Origin of the sequence: Acinetobacter sp. GFQ9D191M (assembly GCF_011174875.1) — a bacterium.
Classification (GTDB): Bacteria; Pseudomonadota; Gammaproteobacteria; order Pseudomonadales; family Moraxellaceae; genus Acinetobacter.
In genome coordinates, this window is record NZ_JAALGV010000022.1 from 52,382 (window position 1) to 70,691 (window position 18,310).

Consider the following 18,310-nt stretch of genomic DNA (forward strand, 5'->3'; position numbering starts at 1 on the left):
TTGTCATTTAAAATGAAATTTCTACCTATTCTTATTGATACTGCCTGCCCGAAAGTATCATTTCATATCTTAGCCACAACTTGCCTGAACTACTTTCTTAGTGGCTGGATCTACAGTGACCGTCACGCGCTCTTCACGATAATCCATAGTGACAGGCTGGCCAGGTGCAACCATGCGTACCATTTGAGCTTTGGTTTTTTCTTTGATTTGCGCTTCAGTTAAATTGGATTGGCCCACCAGTGCAGCCGCCTGATCAGCGATACATTTAGGCTGGTTTGCGCGGAAATATTCCCACTCTTCGACCACTTGCCCATTTTTTAAATGACAATAGCCCACTTGCCCATTAGTTTCATTACGGATTTCCAGCTTTCCACCCTGATTAATACAATAGGCACTCGCTGGATTCGCTGTTCCTAATGACGCTGAGTTTGAGTCAGTCGACTGGGTCGTACTACAGCCAGCAAGGAGGATGGATACAAATAATCCAGACAAGCCAGATAAAATTATTTTTTTCATGAGCGGTATTCTTCTAAAGGAATTCGCCTTTAATGTAGCATATTCCACTTATAGCGTCAGATCTGAAAAGGCTTGAGTGTTTGTAATTCTGTAAAAAGCGGCAGGATCATTTTTTAATATCATTAGCTTTAATCACATTTAACTTCTCACTATTTCCTATGATTTATATCAATCAATAATTAGCTTTTAAAAGTAATCTCTTTCTTAAACTAACTAAAATTTAGATTCAGTTAAATATTGGAATGGCTTCAAGATGACAATGTCATTACATTATTATACAAAGTGTTTATTACCTTTCATCAACCAAGGATTACTCTAATATTTTGTTTTTAGACTATTAAGCTAATTCTTGCCTCAGTTTTTTATCCTAGTCTTCTTTATGCGCTGAGCTTAGTGTTTGTACTAGCAATCATATTGATTTAATATTTGATTGAATTTTAAACTTTATCTCGGCATGCAAGACGATCTCCAGCTTTCCTTAAAAGAATACCTTTCTACGGTCCAGGAAGTGGTCAAAATCACTTTCGATACGCCGGTGTGGGTCAAAGCCGAGATTCGTAATTTAAATATTAAAGCTGGCCATTATTATCTGGAACTGGCAGAAAAAGATCCTGACAATGATCAGGTCATTGCCAGTTGCCGGGCCACGATCTGGAAATTTGCTGCACAGAAAATTGTGACGCAATTTGAACGTGAAAGTGGTATTGAGCTAAGCCGGGATCTTAAGGTTTTAATCAAAGTCAAAGCCAGTTTTGATCCGCAATACGGGTTTTCCCTAAATATTGTAGAGATTGATTCTGGATATACCTTGGGAGATATAGCCCGACGTTATCAGCAGATTGTAGAAAGACTGACAACCGAAGGTCTGATTAATCGCAATAAAAATCTCCCTACACCTTTTGACCTAAACCGGATTCTGGTGATTGCTCCAGAAAAGGCTGCCGGTCTGGGCGATTTCAAGAAAGATGCTGATGCTTTACAAAAAGCTCAGGTATGCGAATTTATCTATCACAGTGCGACCTTTCAGGGAAATACGGCACCGCAAAGCATCATGCAAAGCTTGGCACAAGCTTTAAAGCAGTGGGCACAAACGTATCATCACGCGCCTGATCTGATCGTGATCATTCGTGGCGGTGGCGCAGTCAATGATCTGGCGTATTTGAATGACTATGCGCTGGCTGCCCTGCTCTGCAGACGTTCAGTTCCCGTCTGGGTTGGTATTGGTCATGAAAAAGATCGGACGATTCTGGATGAAATCGCTCATCGTTCTTTCGACACACCGAGCAAGGTGATTGCTGGAATTCGCAATCATGTCGTCGAGCTGACGCAAGAAGTTATAAATAACCTGCAAAGCATCCAGCGGCTTTCTCAACAGCAAATTCAGGCTTATCAAAACCAGAATGAGCAATATCTAAAATTAATCCAAAATCTGGCCAATCACCAGATTGTGAATGCCTTGCAACGTTTAGAGCAGCTCAAGTCCAATACTTCTAACCTTGCCCAGCAACAGACCCAACTAATTAATCAGCAGCTAGATGCCCTGATGCGGGAAACACTACTGCAAAATCCCAAACATGTTTTGTCCAAAGGTTATGCCATTGTGCGCCAGCAAGAACACGTGGTTCGTTCAATTCATCAAATTGATGTGCAACAACCCGTTCAGGTTGAATTACACGATGGTCTATTTTCAGCACAACTTACGCAGGTAACTCCCCATGAGTCATGATACTTTGAGCTTTCAGGAAGGCTATGACATCTTGAAAAAGAATGCTGAATTACTTGAATCTCAGCAAGAACCAGATATTGATAATCTGATGAAAATCGTTGAAGAGTCTATGCAGGCGTATAAAGCCTGTAAATCCCGAGTGGAAGCTGTTCAGAATGCACTGAATGAGACCTTTAAGGATTAATTTTATTAAATACCTTAAATCAGTATAGGCTGATGATTTAAATGCTTAGGCTATTTTAAAATCTCTTGCCTATAAAAAGCCCTCATTTAGAGGGCTTTTTATTAGATTAGAACCGCCAATTATAGAACAAGTCAATTGCACGCTCTAAAGACTGACTGGCTTCCAGATATAAACGCTGGTTCATTTGATAACGCAAGGTTAGCTTGTTCACTGGAGTAAATACGCCCACCCCATAACGGATATACAAGTCTGGCGTAATATAACCGGTTACAGACACCTGAGTATCATCCCCTGTTCCCTGTGCATCCAGTGCCAGACCACTCAAGCCAAAGCTACGGCCAATCTGGTTGGTCAAAGCACGCGTACCGCCCAAGCCCAGACTGATCCCGGCGGCTGCAATGGTGTTGTTTACATCAGATCTGAAACCTTCCGCCTGACTTAAACCTGAAGCTCCTTCATTGATACGACCAGTAATCAGGGCATTCAACGCTTCCTGTTCAGACAGACCAGCATCGTTATATACCTGAATGGCAGGACTTGAGGCTGTACCTGTAACACGCACACCGACTGTGCTGCCCTGTATCGATTTATTAGCATCAATATCCAGGGTTGGATTCGATAATGGGCCATTGAAACGCGCAATCGCACGGTTCAGATCCAGACTTTGTCCATAGGCTTCAATTTTCACCCGTTGTGATACCCCGATCGCCCCATTGGCACGCATCGCAGATTCCAGACCACGTTGCGTCAGATTGACACGACCTAAGAGTGGTATACGGCTGTCAAAGCCCTGGAAGATCACCTGATTTCCTAACGACACTGCAACATCTGCGCGAATATCCCATGGACGTGCCGCTTTCAGAATGGCGAGCTGGTCATCTCCTTCACGTACAACACGAACATCAGAAGACAAGCCCACGACAGGTTCAGAGGCTTCAGGCATGGAAATCAGTGCACGAGGAACATCGACCTTGCCACTCAAGCTTAATTTTTTATTGAACGGATACATATCCAAGGTCAGGTCAGGCGTAACCACCGCAGTAATCAGCGGTGCCTGACGAATCAGCAGATTTTCGCCCTGAAGTTTTAGCTGTACGCGTGGATCACCTTTCCAGTCTACAGAGCCGGTTAATTTACCAGCGCCACGGCCACTGTTAAATGCGCCATTAATCGTCGCGGTATTTTGACGGACTGATGAATAGAGCTGCACATTGGTCAGATTGACTGGCAATGAAATCATGCTGATCGCCCCGTCCTTAACCCGAATTTCACCTTCAAGTAATGGATCGGTTAACGTTCCGCTAATTTTACCTGCATAAGACAAAGTACCATCCAGATTACGCACATCCTGAATGAATGGCTTAAAGACCTTCAGTTGAACCTGGTTAAAGGCAATCTCGCCACGCATTGGTTTATTGTCACGATATGGATCAATAATCACATTGGCATAGCCTGTACCAATATCTGGTGTTTTCACATCCAGACGAATCTGTAGTCCAGCGGCCACGCTTTTTGCGACCAGCCCCACTTCATCATATTTTAAGGTCGAGCCTAAATATTCCGGATCATCAGAAGATAAGCCGATCACCCCATTACGGGTTACCAGACGTGCATCAATCTTCGGTTTAGCACCTTGTGCCCAAGCTGCCTTAGCATAACCATTCACTTTACCGGTTAATGCTATACCTTCCGGCAGAAAAGCACTAAAGTCAGCCAGATCCAGGTTACGGGTAATAAATGAAGCACTACCTCGAGTTTTATTCACTCGAATTGGCTGATCAAAGCAGAGCTGGCTTTGCTGGCTCATCCAGCAATGAGCGCCAACAAACAGATCCGACTGTGCAGTGTTATAAATCACAGCTGCATTTTGACGCTGTACCAGATGGGTACGCAGTGAGTCGAAATCACCGCGCTGGATCTGGCCTAACCAGTTATTTTGTGCATTAAAACCACCTGCCAGCTGAACAAAGAATTTAGACAGCTTGTTTTCAGCCTGAACTTGCAGTACATGCGCGGCGCGGGTTCCAGCCAGTGAAACTTCACCACGTACAATCTGTCTATTGCCACTACGCAACTGATCCATGGTCGCAGTCAATAAAGTAGGTGTGGTTTGTGAAGTTGGTAACTGGCCGCGTACCCGAATCTTATCTACGCTAAACAGGTTCTTGAAGGCAAATTTATCTACTGCCAGATTTGCAGTTGCTTGCAAACGCGGTTGTGCCTGCATATTAATATAGCCTTGTACCCGGCCTCTTAATCCCGGGTAAAGCTCATATAATGCCGGTGCATTCACTTTAAGTTGCAGATTTTGTGCATTACCTGTGGCCTGTAACTGATTGCTGGCATAAGACAGGAACAAGTTATTGGCTTCAAACTGCTGCGGTACAAAACCACGCTGCTTGGAGTCAATCAATACAGCCAGATTACCCTTACCGCGTACCGGTTTATTATTCAACATACCGGCCAGATTTAAGCGCTGAATCTGGACACGCTTCACTGCATCCGACCAGACACCTTGGGTTTGCAGATTGCCAGACAATTCACCTTTAAGCTTGGCATTGAAATACTGAGGTTTGAAACGCACCAAAGAGGCATTTACATTCCAGCCAATACCATTCGCCAAGTTCACCTGACCATTGGCATTAATTTTTCCAGCGACCCCATCATGACGCAGTTCCTTGATACTCAGCATATCAGGCGTACCCGACATGCGCAGTTTCAACAATCCCTGACTGGCCTTGATCTGGCTGGCACTTAATGCACCATCATAATTGACCGCATAACTTTTGAATCCGCCACCTGCTTTTTCATCATGGAACAACAAGGCAATATTACTATTACCTGTCAGATGAACGGTTTCATTTTGCGCAGCCAGTCGTCCGGTCAGATCTACACCGCTGAGATTAATAATTTGCTGATTCGGGCGTGCATAACCACTGGCTTTTACCCGACCATTCAAGCGGTCAATTGGTGAAGCTGCAGCCAGAGTTTGAGTATTCAGGTTCTGGGCATTTAATACTGCGGACCATTTGAGCTGACGTTTTTCTTCTGGCAGTTCAATTCGTGCATTACCTGTTAGACTGCCGGCCTGTCCATTTCCACTATATTTAAAACTTGGAACATTCAGGATGTTATTTTTCAGGTTCAATTGTGCCTGATACATTCCTGTCGGCAACAGCCCTTCTTCATGCTGAGCAACCTGGGTAGCGACATGAATATTTTGCTGGCCTTCGACCAGTACCAGATCAACATCGCCTGATTCACTTTTTAACCAGCCGATATAAGGCACAGCACGGTCAATATTTTTCCAGGCTACATCCAGTAACATCGGTTGAGCTTTATTGTCTTTAACCGGCTTCTGATCCAGCTTGATATTCCAGGTTTCATAGCGGTCAAAATCCACCAGTCCTGTTAGATGCAGGCCATTTTCCAGATTACCAGTAGAGGCAATATTGCCATCTAGACTCGGTGGCAGAAAGTCCTGCACTACTTGAGGAATTCGCCGATGTTTCGGATCTATCCCATTCATGCGACCTGTCAGATCCCAATCCACCCGATCAGCCCAGCCTACAGTACCTGCCAGACTTACCGAACCTTTCATTAGCTGACCATTTAAATCAGTAATATTGAGCTGATTGACCAGATCGGTATACATCACTGCGGTATATTGCCCATCCGGGATATTTTCACCTTCAATATCAGTGCGAACATTCAAATCCAGGCGCTTGGTATTCCCATTAAACTCAGCCACACCATCTTTCGTAAACAGTTTCTGCTCTGTCAGGATTGGCCAGTGATATTGCTTGAACTGGAGTTCACCACGCATGGGTACATTAGGACGCATCGGGTGCAGGACCGCCCAGCCTGTCAGCAAATCTGGAGTGTTGGTCGCGACCCCGGCCTGAATAGTATCCAGTGTACCTCTAGCACGTACTTGAATATCATGAATATTCAGGCTTTCTCTGAGTGAAGGCAGATTTAAAATCCCGCGTGCATCTAGTGGATATTTACCTTCAAACTGCATTTTCCCAGTAGCTTCACGTACCGACAGATAGCCCATATCCATGCGGGAATCTTCGAAATTCAGCTCGGTACCTGACCATAATGCTTCATTCAGTTCGATATTATAAAAATCGACTGCATTGGTCTGGGTTTTAATTACTAGGTGATCGAGAAGTAAATGATCAACCCGCAATACAAACGGTAAACGAATAGCATTGAACTTGAATGGCTCATCACTTGGCGGATTTTTATTAATAATCTGTAAATTCAGTACATCTGCTTCAGTCAGATGAATTTCTTTTTTGATAATCGCCCGCCAACCCAGCTTGACATCAGCACGGTCAATTTTGACATCGACCGGTTTCAGGGTAACCAGAACATTTTTCAGGATAATCCCGCGCCACAGGTTCCCACCTTCATATTCATAATGAATGATTTCCTGGCGCTGCATCACCTGATCGAGCAGGAATTTACTGCCTTTATCGGTAGAAAACAGGATCGCCAATACAGACAGCAGAAAAATAAGAGAAAAAAGGACCGACAATAGAATACTTCTAAATATACGGCGCTTTTTCGGCACAACTTCAGGTTGTTGCTCTTGTTCTGGCTGTGGTTGGTTTTCGACCATGATCTACCCAAATAACTATTTTTTAATTAATAAATGTTTTATAACTGCGAGCCAATAAAGAAATGCAAACGAATCGGATAATTGTCATCCGACAGTCCGGTCGCCACATCTAAACGAATTGGGCCAATCGGTGAAGCCCAACGAATCCCCAGCCCCGCACCATATTCTGTCGGATTACTAAAATCCTCATTATAGGCATTTCCGGCATCCGCAAATACTGCAGCGCGCCAGCCCTCCCTGAACTGATAATTATACTCCAGTGAAGCCACACCCAAAGCCTGTCCGCCCACTTTAAAGCCTTCAATTTCCGGAGAAAGACTCTTATAGTCGAAACCACGGATACTTTGATCACCGCCACTAAAATAGCGCAGGTTATAAGGTACTTTGGCAAAATCTTCAGTAAAGATATAACCCAGATCCGCACGTCCAACAAACTGGTGATCGGCATTTTCACCCAGTGAATAGATAAAACGCCAGCCTGCATTCACAATCGCCATATCGGCATCAGACAATAGAGCTTCACTGCCCAATTCGACTTTATAGGTTTGCTTAAAGCCCTTGGTCGGGTTCACGCGGCGATCACTATCAGTACGGGAAACTTCATACCCCACCAGTAAAGACTGCTGTTCATCTTCAGTATTGAATCTGAATGCTTCCGGAATCTGGCTAAAATCAACCGAACCATCCTGCGTCAGACGATCCAGACGGTAACGTAGACCGTAGGTTTGTTGCCAATTAGCACGCGGATTTTTAATAATCCGGTCAGCACCAAGTACCGCGGATTCAATTAACAGGCCATCACCTTGGGCCACACCATCACGTTCTTCACGCTCATAACCACCCACGATACTGATATAGTCATTAAGTGGATGGTTGTATGGAATATTATAACGGCCATCAATTGACTGACGGATTTGTGACAATTCAAGGTTGGCATCAAATGAGTGACCACGCTTGTTTACGATCGCGCGGCGATATTGTCCACGTAAGCGTGTTCCGGTATCCGTACCATAACCCAGACCAACTTCGGCACTGTTAAGACGGTCTGCATTCAGTGTCACGATCACCGGAATTTTTTTCTCTTCACGAGCCTGAGCCTTTAAACGTTCTTCTTCGTCTTCTTTGGTCTGCTGCTGAACCCGCAAAGTTCTTAAATTTGGATTCTCTGCATCACGACTACCAGCAAACTGATCTTCATCCACCACATCCTGTGTAACTTCCTGATCGGATGCCGGTGCAGCTTTCTTGGCTACACCTATTTCATCTTCTGAAAACTTCTGTTCTTCTATCAGACTCTGAATATCCGGTGCCAGTTCCAGCTCTCGATCAATAGGATCAGGACGAATTGTATCCACCAGCGTATAGTTAAAATAACGTGAGTTCGTCAGGTTGTTGGCCAAGCTATTCACACGCCAGAAGGTGTAGTCAGCACCATCTTCCCAGGTGACCAGACTTTCCAGTACATCACGATTCAGTGGAAATTCTTTTTCAGGATCACTCATCCTGAACTCTACATTACCCAGTTTATAACGCTCACCTGTTTCAAAGCGCAGATTCACATCGGCTGTATTTTCGGGTTGAGCGATGCGCACATCATGCAAGCGCCAGTAAGCATCAAAATAACCATTGTCGCTGGCTGCGGTATTAATCCGGTCCTTGGTTTTTTCATAATCCCCATGGTTAAAGATATCACCTTCTTCCTGTTCAGGTAGAAGACTAATAACCTGGAACTGCGGCTGTTCACCACCTGGCCCACTAAACTCAATATTATGGGTATTGATAATGACCGGCTCATTCGGGGTTACATAAACTCTGACCCGGCTATCTGATAATTTTTCAAATCTGAACTGGGCATTGTAATAACCTACAGCTTGGGCAGCCTGATTGGACAGATTACGGAGTTGCGGTAATGCAGATGAAAAATCTTCAAAGGATTCCTGGGTAAAGCTAGAAAGTTTAGCTTTTACATTATTTCTAAGATTCGTATAACCTTCTGACTGGGCTTTACGATTCAATCCGCCATTGCTTTGTGCAGTGCCATTTCCATTCACAATGACCACATCTGCACTGATCCGAGGCAAACTGGCGGTCATAATCTGGCGAGGTGGACGTATTTTATAAAACAGTCGCTTGAAAATATTAGGGCGTTTATCATTTTCAGGCGTCGTTGGTGCAGGCAACTCGGATAAGGTCGCACCCGACTCATTTCTTTGGACAATAATCTGGCTATCGGCCTGAATGGACTGCATAAGCTGATCAACATTCACAGGTGCCTGATTGATTTCAACCAGTTCCTGCTGACTCATATCATTGACTACCGTTTCAGTTTGCGCTGATTGGCGATAGGCTTGCGCCTCGCGTTTCGCTTCTTCTGCAACCTGATAAATCTCATTGGCCATACTCTGGTCAATCGTTTGCACCGGCAGGCGTTCTAAATCATCAAACTCAATTGGCTGAAATTCACCCAGAGACGTTCCCATAGTCTGCTGTTCTTGCAGCATTTGCATACTATCTACAGTGGAAGTTTCAGGTTCTAAAGCTTCTTCAACTTTTTCTGTTGCTTCAGCTTCGGTCGTAGCTACCCCTTGTCGAACGGCTTCTTGGGATAACTCTTCGATCATTTCTGCCCGAGATAGTGCTACCGGAGTTTCGGTCTGCTCGGTTTGTGCCATGCCCTGATGCGATAACATCATGAAAAATATACTCATACATAGCCTGGCTCGGCCATGATACGGTACGAGAGACCCCATACTACGATTCAGCATCGTTTGTTTAAATTTTCTCTTTGCGGGCATAGCAAACTCTAAACGAATACATTCTTTAATTGATTATTTGACCGAAAAAGATAAGCTAAAGAACTTAAATTATTGGGTTTTGCCTTTACATGGACGAAAGTATCTTACATGATTTTTCTCAATGTTTACGTATATCTCACATTTCTTAATAAATCTTAATGTAGCACGTCTTATATGAACAACAATGAACATTTGTTAGCGAGCCGCCGCTTTTTACCCATGTTCCTGACCCAGTTTTTTGGTGCACTGAATGATAATGTTTTTAAACAGGCATTATTACTGGTGATTACCTATGGTTGGATTCAGCAACAATCAGCCAGTATTAGCACACTAAATAACCTTGCCGCACTATTGTTCATTTTGCCTTATTTTATTTTCTCTGCGACGGCAGGCCAGATTGCAGACAAATATGAACGTTCCCAGCTGATTCGCTATCTAAAGATTTTTGAAATTGTGATCATGATTCTGGGGACTGTTGGTTTCCTACTCGGTCATTTATGGATGCTATTGTTCGCCCTGTTTTTAATGGGCACTCAATCCACTTTTTTCGGCCCGATTAAATATGCCATTTTGCCTGAAGTATTAAAACCGGATGAATTGATGTCAGGTAACGCACTATTTCAGTCAGGCACTTCATTAGCGATTTTATTCGGTATGATTCTGGGTGGTGCAGTCATTGCTGCTTCTACAGGCAATCTGATCTGGATCAGCCTGACGGTGTTAAGTATTGCCGTGGTTGGCTATCTCTCCAGTCGTTATATTCTGAAGCAGAGCATTCCAGCGCCTGAAATCAACATTGACTGGAACTTTTTCCGGACCAGCTTTCAGACCATTAAATATGCCAAAAGCTTACCGCTGGTTTTTTTAATTCTGCTGGGTAACTCCTGGTACTGGTTTTATGGTGCAACTTATTTGACCCAGATTCCACAGCTTACCTTACAAAACCTGCATGCTTCTGAAAATGTTGCCAGTCTGCTTTTAACCTTTTTCTCTGTCGGGATCGGTTTAGGTTCTTATCTATGCCGTAGATTAGGTGGTACTGAGGTCAATATTAAAATGGTTCCTATTGGCGCTATTGGTCTTGTAGTTTTTGCATTGTATCTGGCAGCAAGTCTTGCCTTTGTCCCGGAACGTACTGGTGCTCTACTTGGCTTGGCAGATGTATTCCAGCAAGGCTGGAGCTATTATCATGTGATGCTGGCGGTAACTTTACTGGGCATTAGTGGCGGTTTTTATATCGTGCCGCTGTATGCAATGATGCAAGCGCATTCTCCCCGCTCACATCGTGCACGTGTGGTTGCAGCAAATAACATCCTGAATGCCGTTTTCATGGTATCTTCTGCTATATTCTCAATTATTATTTTAAGCATTTTAGAGTTTGATCTTAAAATACTTTTCTGTATTACTGCTGTGTTGAGTGGTCTATTTACCTTATGGCTGCTCTATAGATTGAAACCGATGATCAAAACCGCAAAAGCCCCTTTGGAGGATTAATTCATGCGTCAATATACAGGTGTCGATAAGCTTATTCATTCTTTTGACCAGGCATTACGCAGTCTTGTTCCAGGAACAACTTCCTCACAACGGGAAAATCCAGCAAAACCGGTTGAAACCCAGCTTACTGTAAGTGATGCCCGTCATGTAGCTGGTTTAATGCGCGTAAATCATAGTGGTGAGGTCTGTGCTCAAGCGCTTTATCATGGACAGGCATTAACCGCGAAATTACCAAATGTACGTCGGGAAATGGAACAGGCGGCAATTGAGGAACAGGATCATCTGGCCTGGTGTGAAGACCGCTTACAAGAACTAGATAGCCATACCAGTTTACTCAATCCGGTCTGGTACGGCCTTTCCTTTGGGATGGGTGCAATTGCCGGCATTGCGGGGGACAAATACAGTCTGGGTTTTGTTGCAGAAACCGAACGCCAAGTGAGTATGCATTTACAGCATCATATTAATCAACTGCCCGCACAGGATGAACGCTCACGTCGCATTCTGGAACAAATGAATGAAGATGAACTGCATCACCGTGATACAGCTTTGGCTGCAGGCGGTGTAGATTTACCCCTTCCAGTCAAGATTGCTATGACCGGTATTTCCAAGTTAATGACCAAAACCAGTTATTATATTTAAGTATCAAATGAAGCCCTCTTTTTTGAGGGCTTTTTTTATTCTCATGAATTCTTAAACAAGATGACTCATTGATTTTTTTGAGTGCAGATCAATCAATTTAACCATCTATCCAACAGAATATCGGTTCACATTTTAATCAAACTCTATTCTTTTATTCAGCTGTTATAATCGAACCGGTTTCATCTCGTATTTATTAAAATTCTAGAACGATTGAGACAGGTATAACTATTAAATAGCTATGACCTATTTATCAAAAAAATAATGCTTTAAAGGTGACGTATGGAAACAGGTATTATTCTTGGCATTCTATTCGCAATTATTGTGTTGTTAGTTATTTTTTATAAAAAGAAAAAGTAAATAATAGTTTTTTGGCAAATACAGATCCCCTACTTAGATAAAACTGAAAAATTCATTAGATTAATTTCAGATACAGATTAAATTTTGACTTGTGGATATTGAAGACGGCGATCATATCCAAATGCAGGATGAGACCAGATGTCATGCATCGGGATTTTTACGTCTAGTGCAAGCGGTAATTTTTTGGGATTAAATTCCATCTGGCTTAAATCATTTCCCCATGCAATCAGGTCGACATCCAGGCTGATCTGATGCGATGGTCGAACCCGCCCTGAATCCGTTTCCATTTGCTTTAATAAATCTGTCATATCTTGAACAGAAACTTCACTGTATAGGAGGCAGGCCGCATTCCAGTAATCTGCTCCGATACTATCCCGACATGGAATGAGGTAAATTGGAGAAAACCGGACTTCCCCCAACTCACTGATCCGTTGCTGGGCAGCCTGAAAATGTTGCTGTGGATGACAATTACTCGCCAGTGCTAGGGCGAATATCGTTGCGGTGGCGTTCAAGACGTATCCCTACAGAATTGGCTTGCGCGATAATGGCAGGCTTACGGATCGTAATCATAATCGATTCTACACTTTCAAAGGTAGCAAAAAGCGCGTCTAGTACCAGTTTTGCTGCATGTTCGATCAATTTTGGCTGAGCTTCCTGAATCACCCGCGCTGAAATCTCGCAGATTTCGGCATAATTCAAAGTATCTTCCAGTTCATCTGACTGTGCCGCTTGTTCTAAGTTGGTACGAATGTTTAGATCCAGCATTAAAGGCTGAATGATTTGACGCTCCCAATTAAAGCAGCCGACTACTGTATCGACCTTTAAGCCTTCAATAATAATTGCGTCCATTTTAAAACTCGGAATTTAATATTTACCAATAATCTCCCTAAATCCCTCTTTAATACAGAGGGACTTTCATCACTTCTATTTATTTTGTAATGAAAGCCTCCCTTTCTTAAAGGGAGGACGGGAGGGATTAAATTAGTGCTTTAACAGCAAATTTGGATCCATAGTCTGAACCATCTGCAAACGCTGATCTGCATAGATATCTGTATACGGCGCCAGAATTCTCATGAAACGGTCGAAATACAGCATTTGCTTGAACAATAAAGCAAAGTCACGTGGGAAACGAATGCCATGACGTTCACCGACTGCTACCATATCCATCATGATATCGTTGAGATCGGCTGGGCTTGAAGTTAATAGATCCTGAGGATCAGCTAACATCACACCACTAAATAAACGTTCAAGATCAGCCGCAAGCACTTTGGTATCAATCTCAACTGCAGTCATACCCATTTTCAGCATATTCTCTGCCATCAGGGTATAATTGGTATGCTGCAAGGCATCCATAAAGGCCATACAGGCTGTCCAGACTTCTGGTTTAAGCTGGCCGACAATACCAAAATCAATAAAGCCCACACGACCATCTTCAAGCAGCATCAGATTACCCGCGTGTAAATCAGCATGGAAACTGTTACACATCATCAGGCTGCCAAACCAGGTGTTCATTGCAGTGATGAGAACCTGTGACGGGTCTTTAGCGACCTTTTTCACCACTTCAAAATCAGTCAGTGGCACGCCATATAAACGTTGCATGGTCAGCACACGACGTGTTGAATATTGATGATAAACCTTAGGAGCAGTTGCTGCCTTATTATTGGTGATATTCAGATAATTGACGAAATCATCCAGATTTTGTGCTTCTTCAATAAAATCAACTTCACGCACCATCCGGGTTTTGATTTCTTCGACAATATCTGCCAATGACGCAAATTTTACTTTCGGCACTGCTTTTTCCAGCAGTTTGGTCGCCCAATGCAATACATTTAAATCGGTATATAGAATTGTTTCCACACCCGGCTTTTGTACTTTAATAACTACATCTTCACCAGAAACCAGCTTGGCCGCATGTACCTGTGCAATAGAAGCAGAAGCCAGTGGTGTTTCTTCAATTGAGGCAAAGATTTCATCCAAGTTTCGGCTAGAAAACTCTGATGCTAGCACTTCCTGGATATAGCTGAATGGCAAGGTCGGTGTTTGATCCAGACAGCCCTGAAACTCTTCCACATATTCACGCGGAAACAGCGACGGCGTACTGGCAATAAACTGACCGAGCTTGATATAGGTTGAGCCTAAAGACTCAAATGTTTCACGCATGAGTTTGGCATTACTTGGCTTTTCAGTGGCATATTTAATGCCGGCCTTCGCCGCAACTACTGCGGTTTCACCCATACGGGCAACCGAACGTATTCCATCTAACCAGATATTTTTTTTCATAATGTCTTAGGAAAAATTAATTACATGCAGTGTAGCAAAAAAATTAAATTTTGCAGGCCTATCTTGCCTGACAGACCGGGCAATCTGTATCTTTTTCGAAACTTAAAATGCGCTGTTTGAAACTCAGACCATCCCAGAGTAGAAGTTTCTGTCTAAGTGGCATTTTACCCAGGCCTAAATAAAGCAATGCATGATGAGCTTGCAAACTCGCCATCACATTTGGCGTAGTCGCCAAGACGCCTGAGTCTGCACAACGCAAACTGGTATCAGCCTGATGTTCAGGTGGAAACAGGCAGGCATAGCAAGCTGAATCCCCTTCCATCATGAACAGTTGCCCTTGCAAACCAATCGCAGAAGCACTGATTAAAGGTACATTCAGTTTTACACAGCTTTGATTGATCAGATAACGTGTCTCGAACTGATCACATCCATCCAGCACCAGATCTTGATGTTCAATGATACTTTCTGCATTTTCAGTTGTTAAAGCCTGATTAATATATTCAACCTGAACATTCGGATTAATCTGAGCCAGCCTTTTCGCGAGTATTTCTGCCTTATAAAAGCCTAAATCATTTGGCGTAAATGCCAGTTGTCGTTGTAGATTACTCATCTCGATGGTATCAGGATCAATCAGAGTAATTTTGCCTACACCCGCTCGTGCCAGAAGTTCTGCCAAGGCACAACCAATCCCGCCACACCCCACGATACAGATATTAGAAAATTTCAGCTTTTCCTGTGCTTCAATATCCCAACCATCCAGAAGAATCTGACGACTATATAAGTGCAATTCAGCATCGGTGAGTTCAAACTCTGGGGATATGGCATCCATAGTCGATATAGACAACGTCGTTCCTTGTTTCGAAGATTTTTAAGAAGCATGTGCCACAAAAAGTGCATTTACCGAAATTTCAATATGCGGATAAATCTCGAGCAAATTAACTTCTCTGCGCATAAACAGCAAATCAATAAATGGCTTGGCAATACTAGCGCCAAATAGCATATCAGTTAAATGCTCCGTATCAAGCTGATAGTGTCCTAATAAATATGTAATAGTCATATTATGAATGCACTTAACTTGATCTATATGCCACTTAATTTATTCACGTATTACATCTTCCTGGAACCTCGTTCTTCTATTCTTTTATCACCCTGTAACTGAATTTCGATTGTTTAGCACTTCTGTAGCTGCTACCTGCAATTCAGTAGGAAAATGTATCAGTTCAGTGAGACTCTCTGTATCCATTCCCAAATATGATTAAGCTGCTTAAGGAATAGCAATTATCCTCGCTTTCAATAAATAGTATGGAGCATATAGATGAACGAACAAAATCAGCATAATAATCGTGAAAAATTATGGGAACTAATTAAAGATGTGCGTTACACCATGATCAGCCATGTGACCGAAAGTCAGGAAATTCATTCTCAGCCGATGACCATGCTCAATTCTGAGCAAATGAATGAGGATCAGAATTTGTATTTCATCATGCGTGATACTAATGATCTGGTGAAAGCTGCCAATACTGGTCGTACTCAGATCGGCCTGTCTTTCGCTAAACCTTCTGATGGTATTTATGTATCAATCAGCGCAAATGCACAGATCAGTACTGACCGTATTCTGATTGAAAAATTATGGAATCCATGGGCAGAAAACTGGTTTGAAGGTAAAGATGATCCTAGCGTGCGTGTACTGATTGCTGAAGCTGAAAGTGCAGAATACTGGAATGTCACCGATAACAAAGTAACGCAGCTATTTAAGGCATTAAAAGGTGGTGTGATTGGCGAAGCTGGGGAACCAGATGCTGAGCACAAAAAAGTTGATCTATAAGTAAATAAGAATTCCACCTTCAATTTAGCCTCTTAATAAGAGGCTAAATTTTTGATTTATTTTATTTAAAAGATGAAATGTATTATATTGTAATGACAATTATTTTCTCTGATAAATTCGAACATAAACAAATTAATCGTATAAAAAAGGCCGCAATTGCGACCTTTTCACTATATTTAAATGAATATATTAACTGACCTGTTTGATACCCTGAATCTTGGCAATTTCCTGTTGTTTAAGCAGATTACGCTGAATTTTTCCACTAGAGGTTTTAGGCAAATCACTTACAAACTCAATCTCTTTCGGATAGGCATGTTTAGATAAACGGGAACGCACATAGTTTTGCAATTTCAGCATCAGTTCTTCACTAGCGGCATATTGTGATTTAAGCACTACAAAGGCTTTCACAATTTCGGTACGTTCCGGATCTGGTTTTCCAACCACAGCGGACTCGAGCACCTCTTCACACTCCAGCAAGGTACTCTCTACATCAAAAGGTCCAACTCGATAACCCGAAGTCGTAATGACATCATCCGCACGACCAATGAAATCTATTCCACCATGTTCATTCAGTTTTACGGTATCTCCTGTTAAATAGTACTGTCCCACAAAGGCTTTCCGATTATTACCGCCATAGCCTTCAAACCACATCAAAGGTGAGGCTGAGCAGTCCATGGCCAAAGTACCAATACCGCCTTTTTCGACTTCTTGATGCTCTTTATTTAAAACTGCAAAACGATGTCCTGGAATAGCAAAGCCAGCAGAACCGATTTTCTTGTGATGCTCTAATGCATGATGATTGGCAATCACCATTCCCAGTTCCGTCTGTCCATACTGGTCATAGATATTGACGTCCATTTCATGATTAAACCATTGAATGACTTCAGGTGTTAATGGCTCACCTGCACTACTAACCACACGTAAACATGAGCTAATCTCAGCATCAAATTTTTCCTTAAAGCCATAGAACATCCGGAACGCGGTTGGAGAACCGGTCAGGTTATTTACCCGATATTTTTTAATGACTTCAACAGCATTGTCTACGCTAAAGGCACGTTCATCCAGAATGATGCTATGCCCCAAACTTAATGGACCTGCAATTCCATAATACAGACCATAAGCCCAACCCGGATCTGCCAGATTCCAGAAAGTATCTTCGTCACGTAAATCTACGGCGTGCAGCATATAGCCTTTAAATGCCAGTAAAGCTTTAAGGGGAACAGGCACTGATTTTGCCAGCCCCGTTGTACCCGAAGTAAACATCATCAGGAAAATGTCACTAAAATGACCTTGAACCGGCTCAAGCTCAGTTGGATATTGCTTCAGTTCAGTCCAGAAATCTGCATCCTGATTGATACTTTCAGGCGTTTGATGGACGGTTAAAATATGTGGAATATCCAGATCATTCAGTTTCGCACGCTGTTCCTGATTGGTAATAATGAGTCGGGTATGTGCGGTATTAATACGATGCTCGATTGCCTTGCTTTCAAAAGCGGTAAATAAAGGCTGATAAATCGCACCAATACGCCAGGTGGCTAGAATGGTAATTAATAATTCTGGGGTTCGTGGGAGCAGTCCGGCAATACAGTCTCCTGCTTGTAAACCCAGTGAGGTCATATAATGAGCCAATTGTCCTGAAGCCTCAGCCAATTGTTCAAAAGTCCAATATTGGGTCTTGCCATTTTTACCTTCCCAGATTAACGCGATCCGGTTTTGTCCCAGAAAACGTCCACAGCATTCTGTATAGGCATTGAGTGAATCTGGCGTTCCTGCCAGATGTTGTTGAACCATAGTGTCAAAATCAAATTCACGATACGCTTGTTCTAGTGTCTTCATCACGACAACCTCTATTCCGTTTATAAAC

General features: G+C 42.9%; 14 protein-coding genes. 5 read left to right on the forward strand and 9 right to left on the reverse strand.

What is annotated here, in order from left to right; translation table 11 throughout:
* Positions 1 to 69: 69 nt before the first annotated feature.
* A complete protein-coding gene (locus G5T77_RS04320; RefSeq protein ID WP_166134914.1) occupies positions 70 to 516 on the reverse strand; it encodes an I78 family peptidase inhibitor in 447 nt (148 codons plus the stop codon).
* Between the two features lie 454 nt (positions 517 to 970).
* Between G5T77_RS04320 and xseA the strand changes: the two genes are divergently transcribed.
* Positions 971 to 2,242: an exodeoxyribonuclease VII large subunit gene (xseA, locus tag G5T77_RS04325; RefSeq protein WP_166134917.1), complete on the forward strand. Its 1,272-nt coding sequence runs from the start codon at positions 971 to 973 to the stop codon at positions 2,240 to 2,242.
* Positions 2,232 to 2,426 carry an exodeoxyribonuclease VII small subunit gene (xseB, locus tag G5T77_RS04330; protein WP_005235956.1) on the forward strand — a complete coding sequence of 65 codons (195 nt, stop codon included), beginning with the start codon at positions 2,232 to 2,234 and terminating at the stop codon, positions 2,424 to 2,426. Before xseA ends, xseB begins: the two co-directional genes overlap by 11 nt.
* A 106-nt stretch (positions 2,427 to 2,532) precedes the next feature.
* Here xseB and G5T77_RS04335 read toward each other — a convergent pair whose 3' ends face one another.
* Both G5T77_RS04335 and G5T77_RS04340 read right to left on the reverse strand, forming a co-directional pair.
* On the reverse strand, positions 2,533 to 7,056 hold the full coding sequence (locus G5T77_RS04335) for a translocation/assembly module TamB domain-containing protein (RefSeq protein ID WP_166134920.1): 4,524 nt from the start codon (positions 7,054 to 7,056) through the stop codon (positions 2,533 to 2,535).
* A gap of 38 nt (positions 7,057 to 7,094) precedes the next feature.
* Positions 7,095 to 9,851 carry an autotransporter assembly complex family protein gene (locus G5T77_RS04340; protein ID WP_166134923.1) on the reverse strand — a complete coding sequence of 919 codons (2,757 nt, stop codon included), beginning with the start codon at positions 9,849 to 9,851 and terminating at the stop codon, positions 7,095 to 7,097.
* 174 nt (positions 9,852 to 10,025) lie between these two features.
* On the opposite strand from G5T77_RS04340, the gene G5T77_RS04345 reads away from it, so the two are divergent.
* Together G5T77_RS04345 and coq7 are read left to right on the forward strand one after the other, a co-directional pair.
* Positions 10,026 to 11,345, forward strand: coding sequence for an MFS transporter (locus G5T77_RS04345; RefSeq protein ID WP_166134926.1), 1,320 nt, complete (start codon positions 10,026 to 10,028; stop codon positions 11,343 to 11,345).
* Between the two features lie 3 nt (positions 11,346 to 11,348).
* On the forward strand, positions 11,349 to 11,984 hold the full coding sequence (gene coq7 / locus G5T77_RS04350; protein WP_004783823.1) for a 2-polyprenyl-3-methyl-6-methoxy-1,4-benzoquinone monooxygenase: 636 nt from the start codon (positions 11,349 to 11,351) through the stop codon (positions 11,982 to 11,984).
* A gap of 434 nt (positions 11,985 to 12,418) precedes the next feature.
* Here coq7 and G5T77_RS04355 read toward each other — a convergent pair whose 3' ends face one another.
* The 5 genes from G5T77_RS04355 to G5T77_RS04375 form a co-directional block, all read right to left on the reverse strand.
* Positions 12,419 to 12,853, reverse strand: coding sequence for a 2-amino-4-hydroxy-6-hydroxymethyldihydropteridine diphosphokinase (locus G5T77_RS04355; protein WP_125279517.1), 435 nt, complete (start codon positions 12,851 to 12,853; stop codon positions 12,419 to 12,421).
* Positions 12,810 to 13,190, reverse strand: a complete 381-nt coding sequence (gene folB, locus G5T77_RS04360) for a dihydroneopterin aldolase (RefSeq protein WP_004783828.1) — start codon at positions 13,188 to 13,190, stop codon at positions 12,810 to 12,812. The genes G5T77_RS04355 and folB overlap by 44 nt, the downstream gene beginning before the upstream one ends.
* A gap of 132 nt (positions 13,191 to 13,322) precedes the next feature.
* Positions 13,323 to 14,621 carry an AarF/UbiB family protein gene (locus G5T77_RS04365; protein WP_166134929.1) on the reverse strand — a complete coding sequence of 433 codons (1,299 nt, stop codon included), beginning with the start codon at positions 14,619 to 14,621 and terminating at the stop codon, positions 13,323 to 13,325.
* A 58-nt stretch (positions 14,622 to 14,679) separates the two neighbouring features.
* Entirely contained in the window at positions 14,680 to 15,450 is a 771-nt protein-coding gene (locus G5T77_RS04370; protein WP_166135057.1) for a HesA/MoeB/ThiF family protein, read from the reverse strand.
* Positions 15,451 to 15,489: 39 nt separating this feature from the next.
* Positions 15,490 to 15,678 (reverse strand): hypothetical protein, encoded by a 189-nt coding sequence (locus G5T77_RS04375; protein WP_166134932.1) that lies wholly within the window; start codon positions 15,676 to 15,678, stop codon positions 15,490 to 15,492.
* A 258-nt stretch (positions 15,679 to 15,936) separates the two neighbouring features.
* On the opposite strand from G5T77_RS04375, the gene G5T77_RS04380 reads away from it, so the two are divergent.
* A complete protein-coding gene (locus G5T77_RS04380) occupies positions 15,937 to 16,446 on the forward strand; it encodes a pyridoxamine 5'-phosphate oxidase family protein (RefSeq protein ID WP_166134935.1) in 510 nt (169 codons plus the stop codon).
* 189 nt (positions 16,447 to 16,635) lie between these two features.
* Here the strand turns inward: G5T77_RS04380 and G5T77_RS04385 are convergent, their stop codons facing one another.
* On the reverse strand, positions 16,636 to 18,282 hold the full coding sequence (locus G5T77_RS04385) for an AMP-binding protein (protein ID WP_166134938.1): 1,647 nt from the start codon (positions 18,280 to 18,282) through the stop codon (positions 16,636 to 16,638).
* Between the last annotated feature and the right edge of the window lie 28 nt (positions 18,283 to 18,310).

Coding starts and splice junctions, on each gene's coding strand:
- xseA (WP_166134917.1), top strand. CDS start 971: ATGCAAGACGATCTCCAGCTTTCCTTAAAAGAATACCTTTCTACGGTC.
- xseB (WP_005235956.1), top strand. CDS start 2,232: ATGAGTCATGATACTTTGAGCTTTCAGGAAGGCTATGACATCTTGAAA.
- folB (WP_004783828.1), bottom strand. CDS start 13,190: ATGGACGCAATTATTATTGAAGGCTTAAAGGTCGATACAGTAGTCGGC.
- G5T77_RS04345 (WP_166134926.1), top strand. CDS start 10,026: ATGAACAACAATGAACATTTGTTAGCGAGCCGCCGCTTTTTACCCATG.
- coq7 (WP_004783823.1), top strand. CDS start 11,349: ATGCGTCAATATACAGGTGTCGATAAGCTTATTCATTCTTTTGACCAG.
- G5T77_RS04365 (WP_166134929.1), bottom strand. CDS start 14,621: ATGAAAAAAAATATCTGGTTAGATGGAATACGTTCGGTTGCCCGTATG.
- G5T77_RS04340 (WP_166134923.1), bottom strand. CDS start 9,851: ATGCCCGCAAAGAGAAAATTTAAACAAACGATGCTGAATCGTAGTATG.
- G5T77_RS04320 (WP_166134914.1), bottom strand. CDS start 516: ATGAAAAAAATAATTTTATCTGGCTTGTCTGGATTATTTGTATCCATC.
- G5T77_RS04370 (WP_166135057.1), bottom strand. CDS start 15,450: ATGGATGCCATATCCCCAGAGTTTGAACTCACCGATGCTGAATTGCAC.
- G5T77_RS04375 (WP_166134932.1), bottom strand. CDS start 15,678: ATGACTATTACATATTTATTAGGACACTATCAGCTTGATACGGAGCAT.
- G5T77_RS04335 (WP_166134920.1), bottom strand. CDS start 7,056: ATGGTCGAAAACCAACCACAGCCAGAACAAGAGCAACAACCTGAAGTT.
- G5T77_RS04380 (WP_166134935.1), top strand. CDS start 15,937: ATGAACGAACAAAATCAGCATAATAATCGTGAAAAATTATGGGAACTA.
- G5T77_RS04385 (WP_166134938.1), bottom strand. CDS start 18,282: ATGAAGACACTAGAACAAGCGTATCGTGAATTTGATTTTGACACTATG.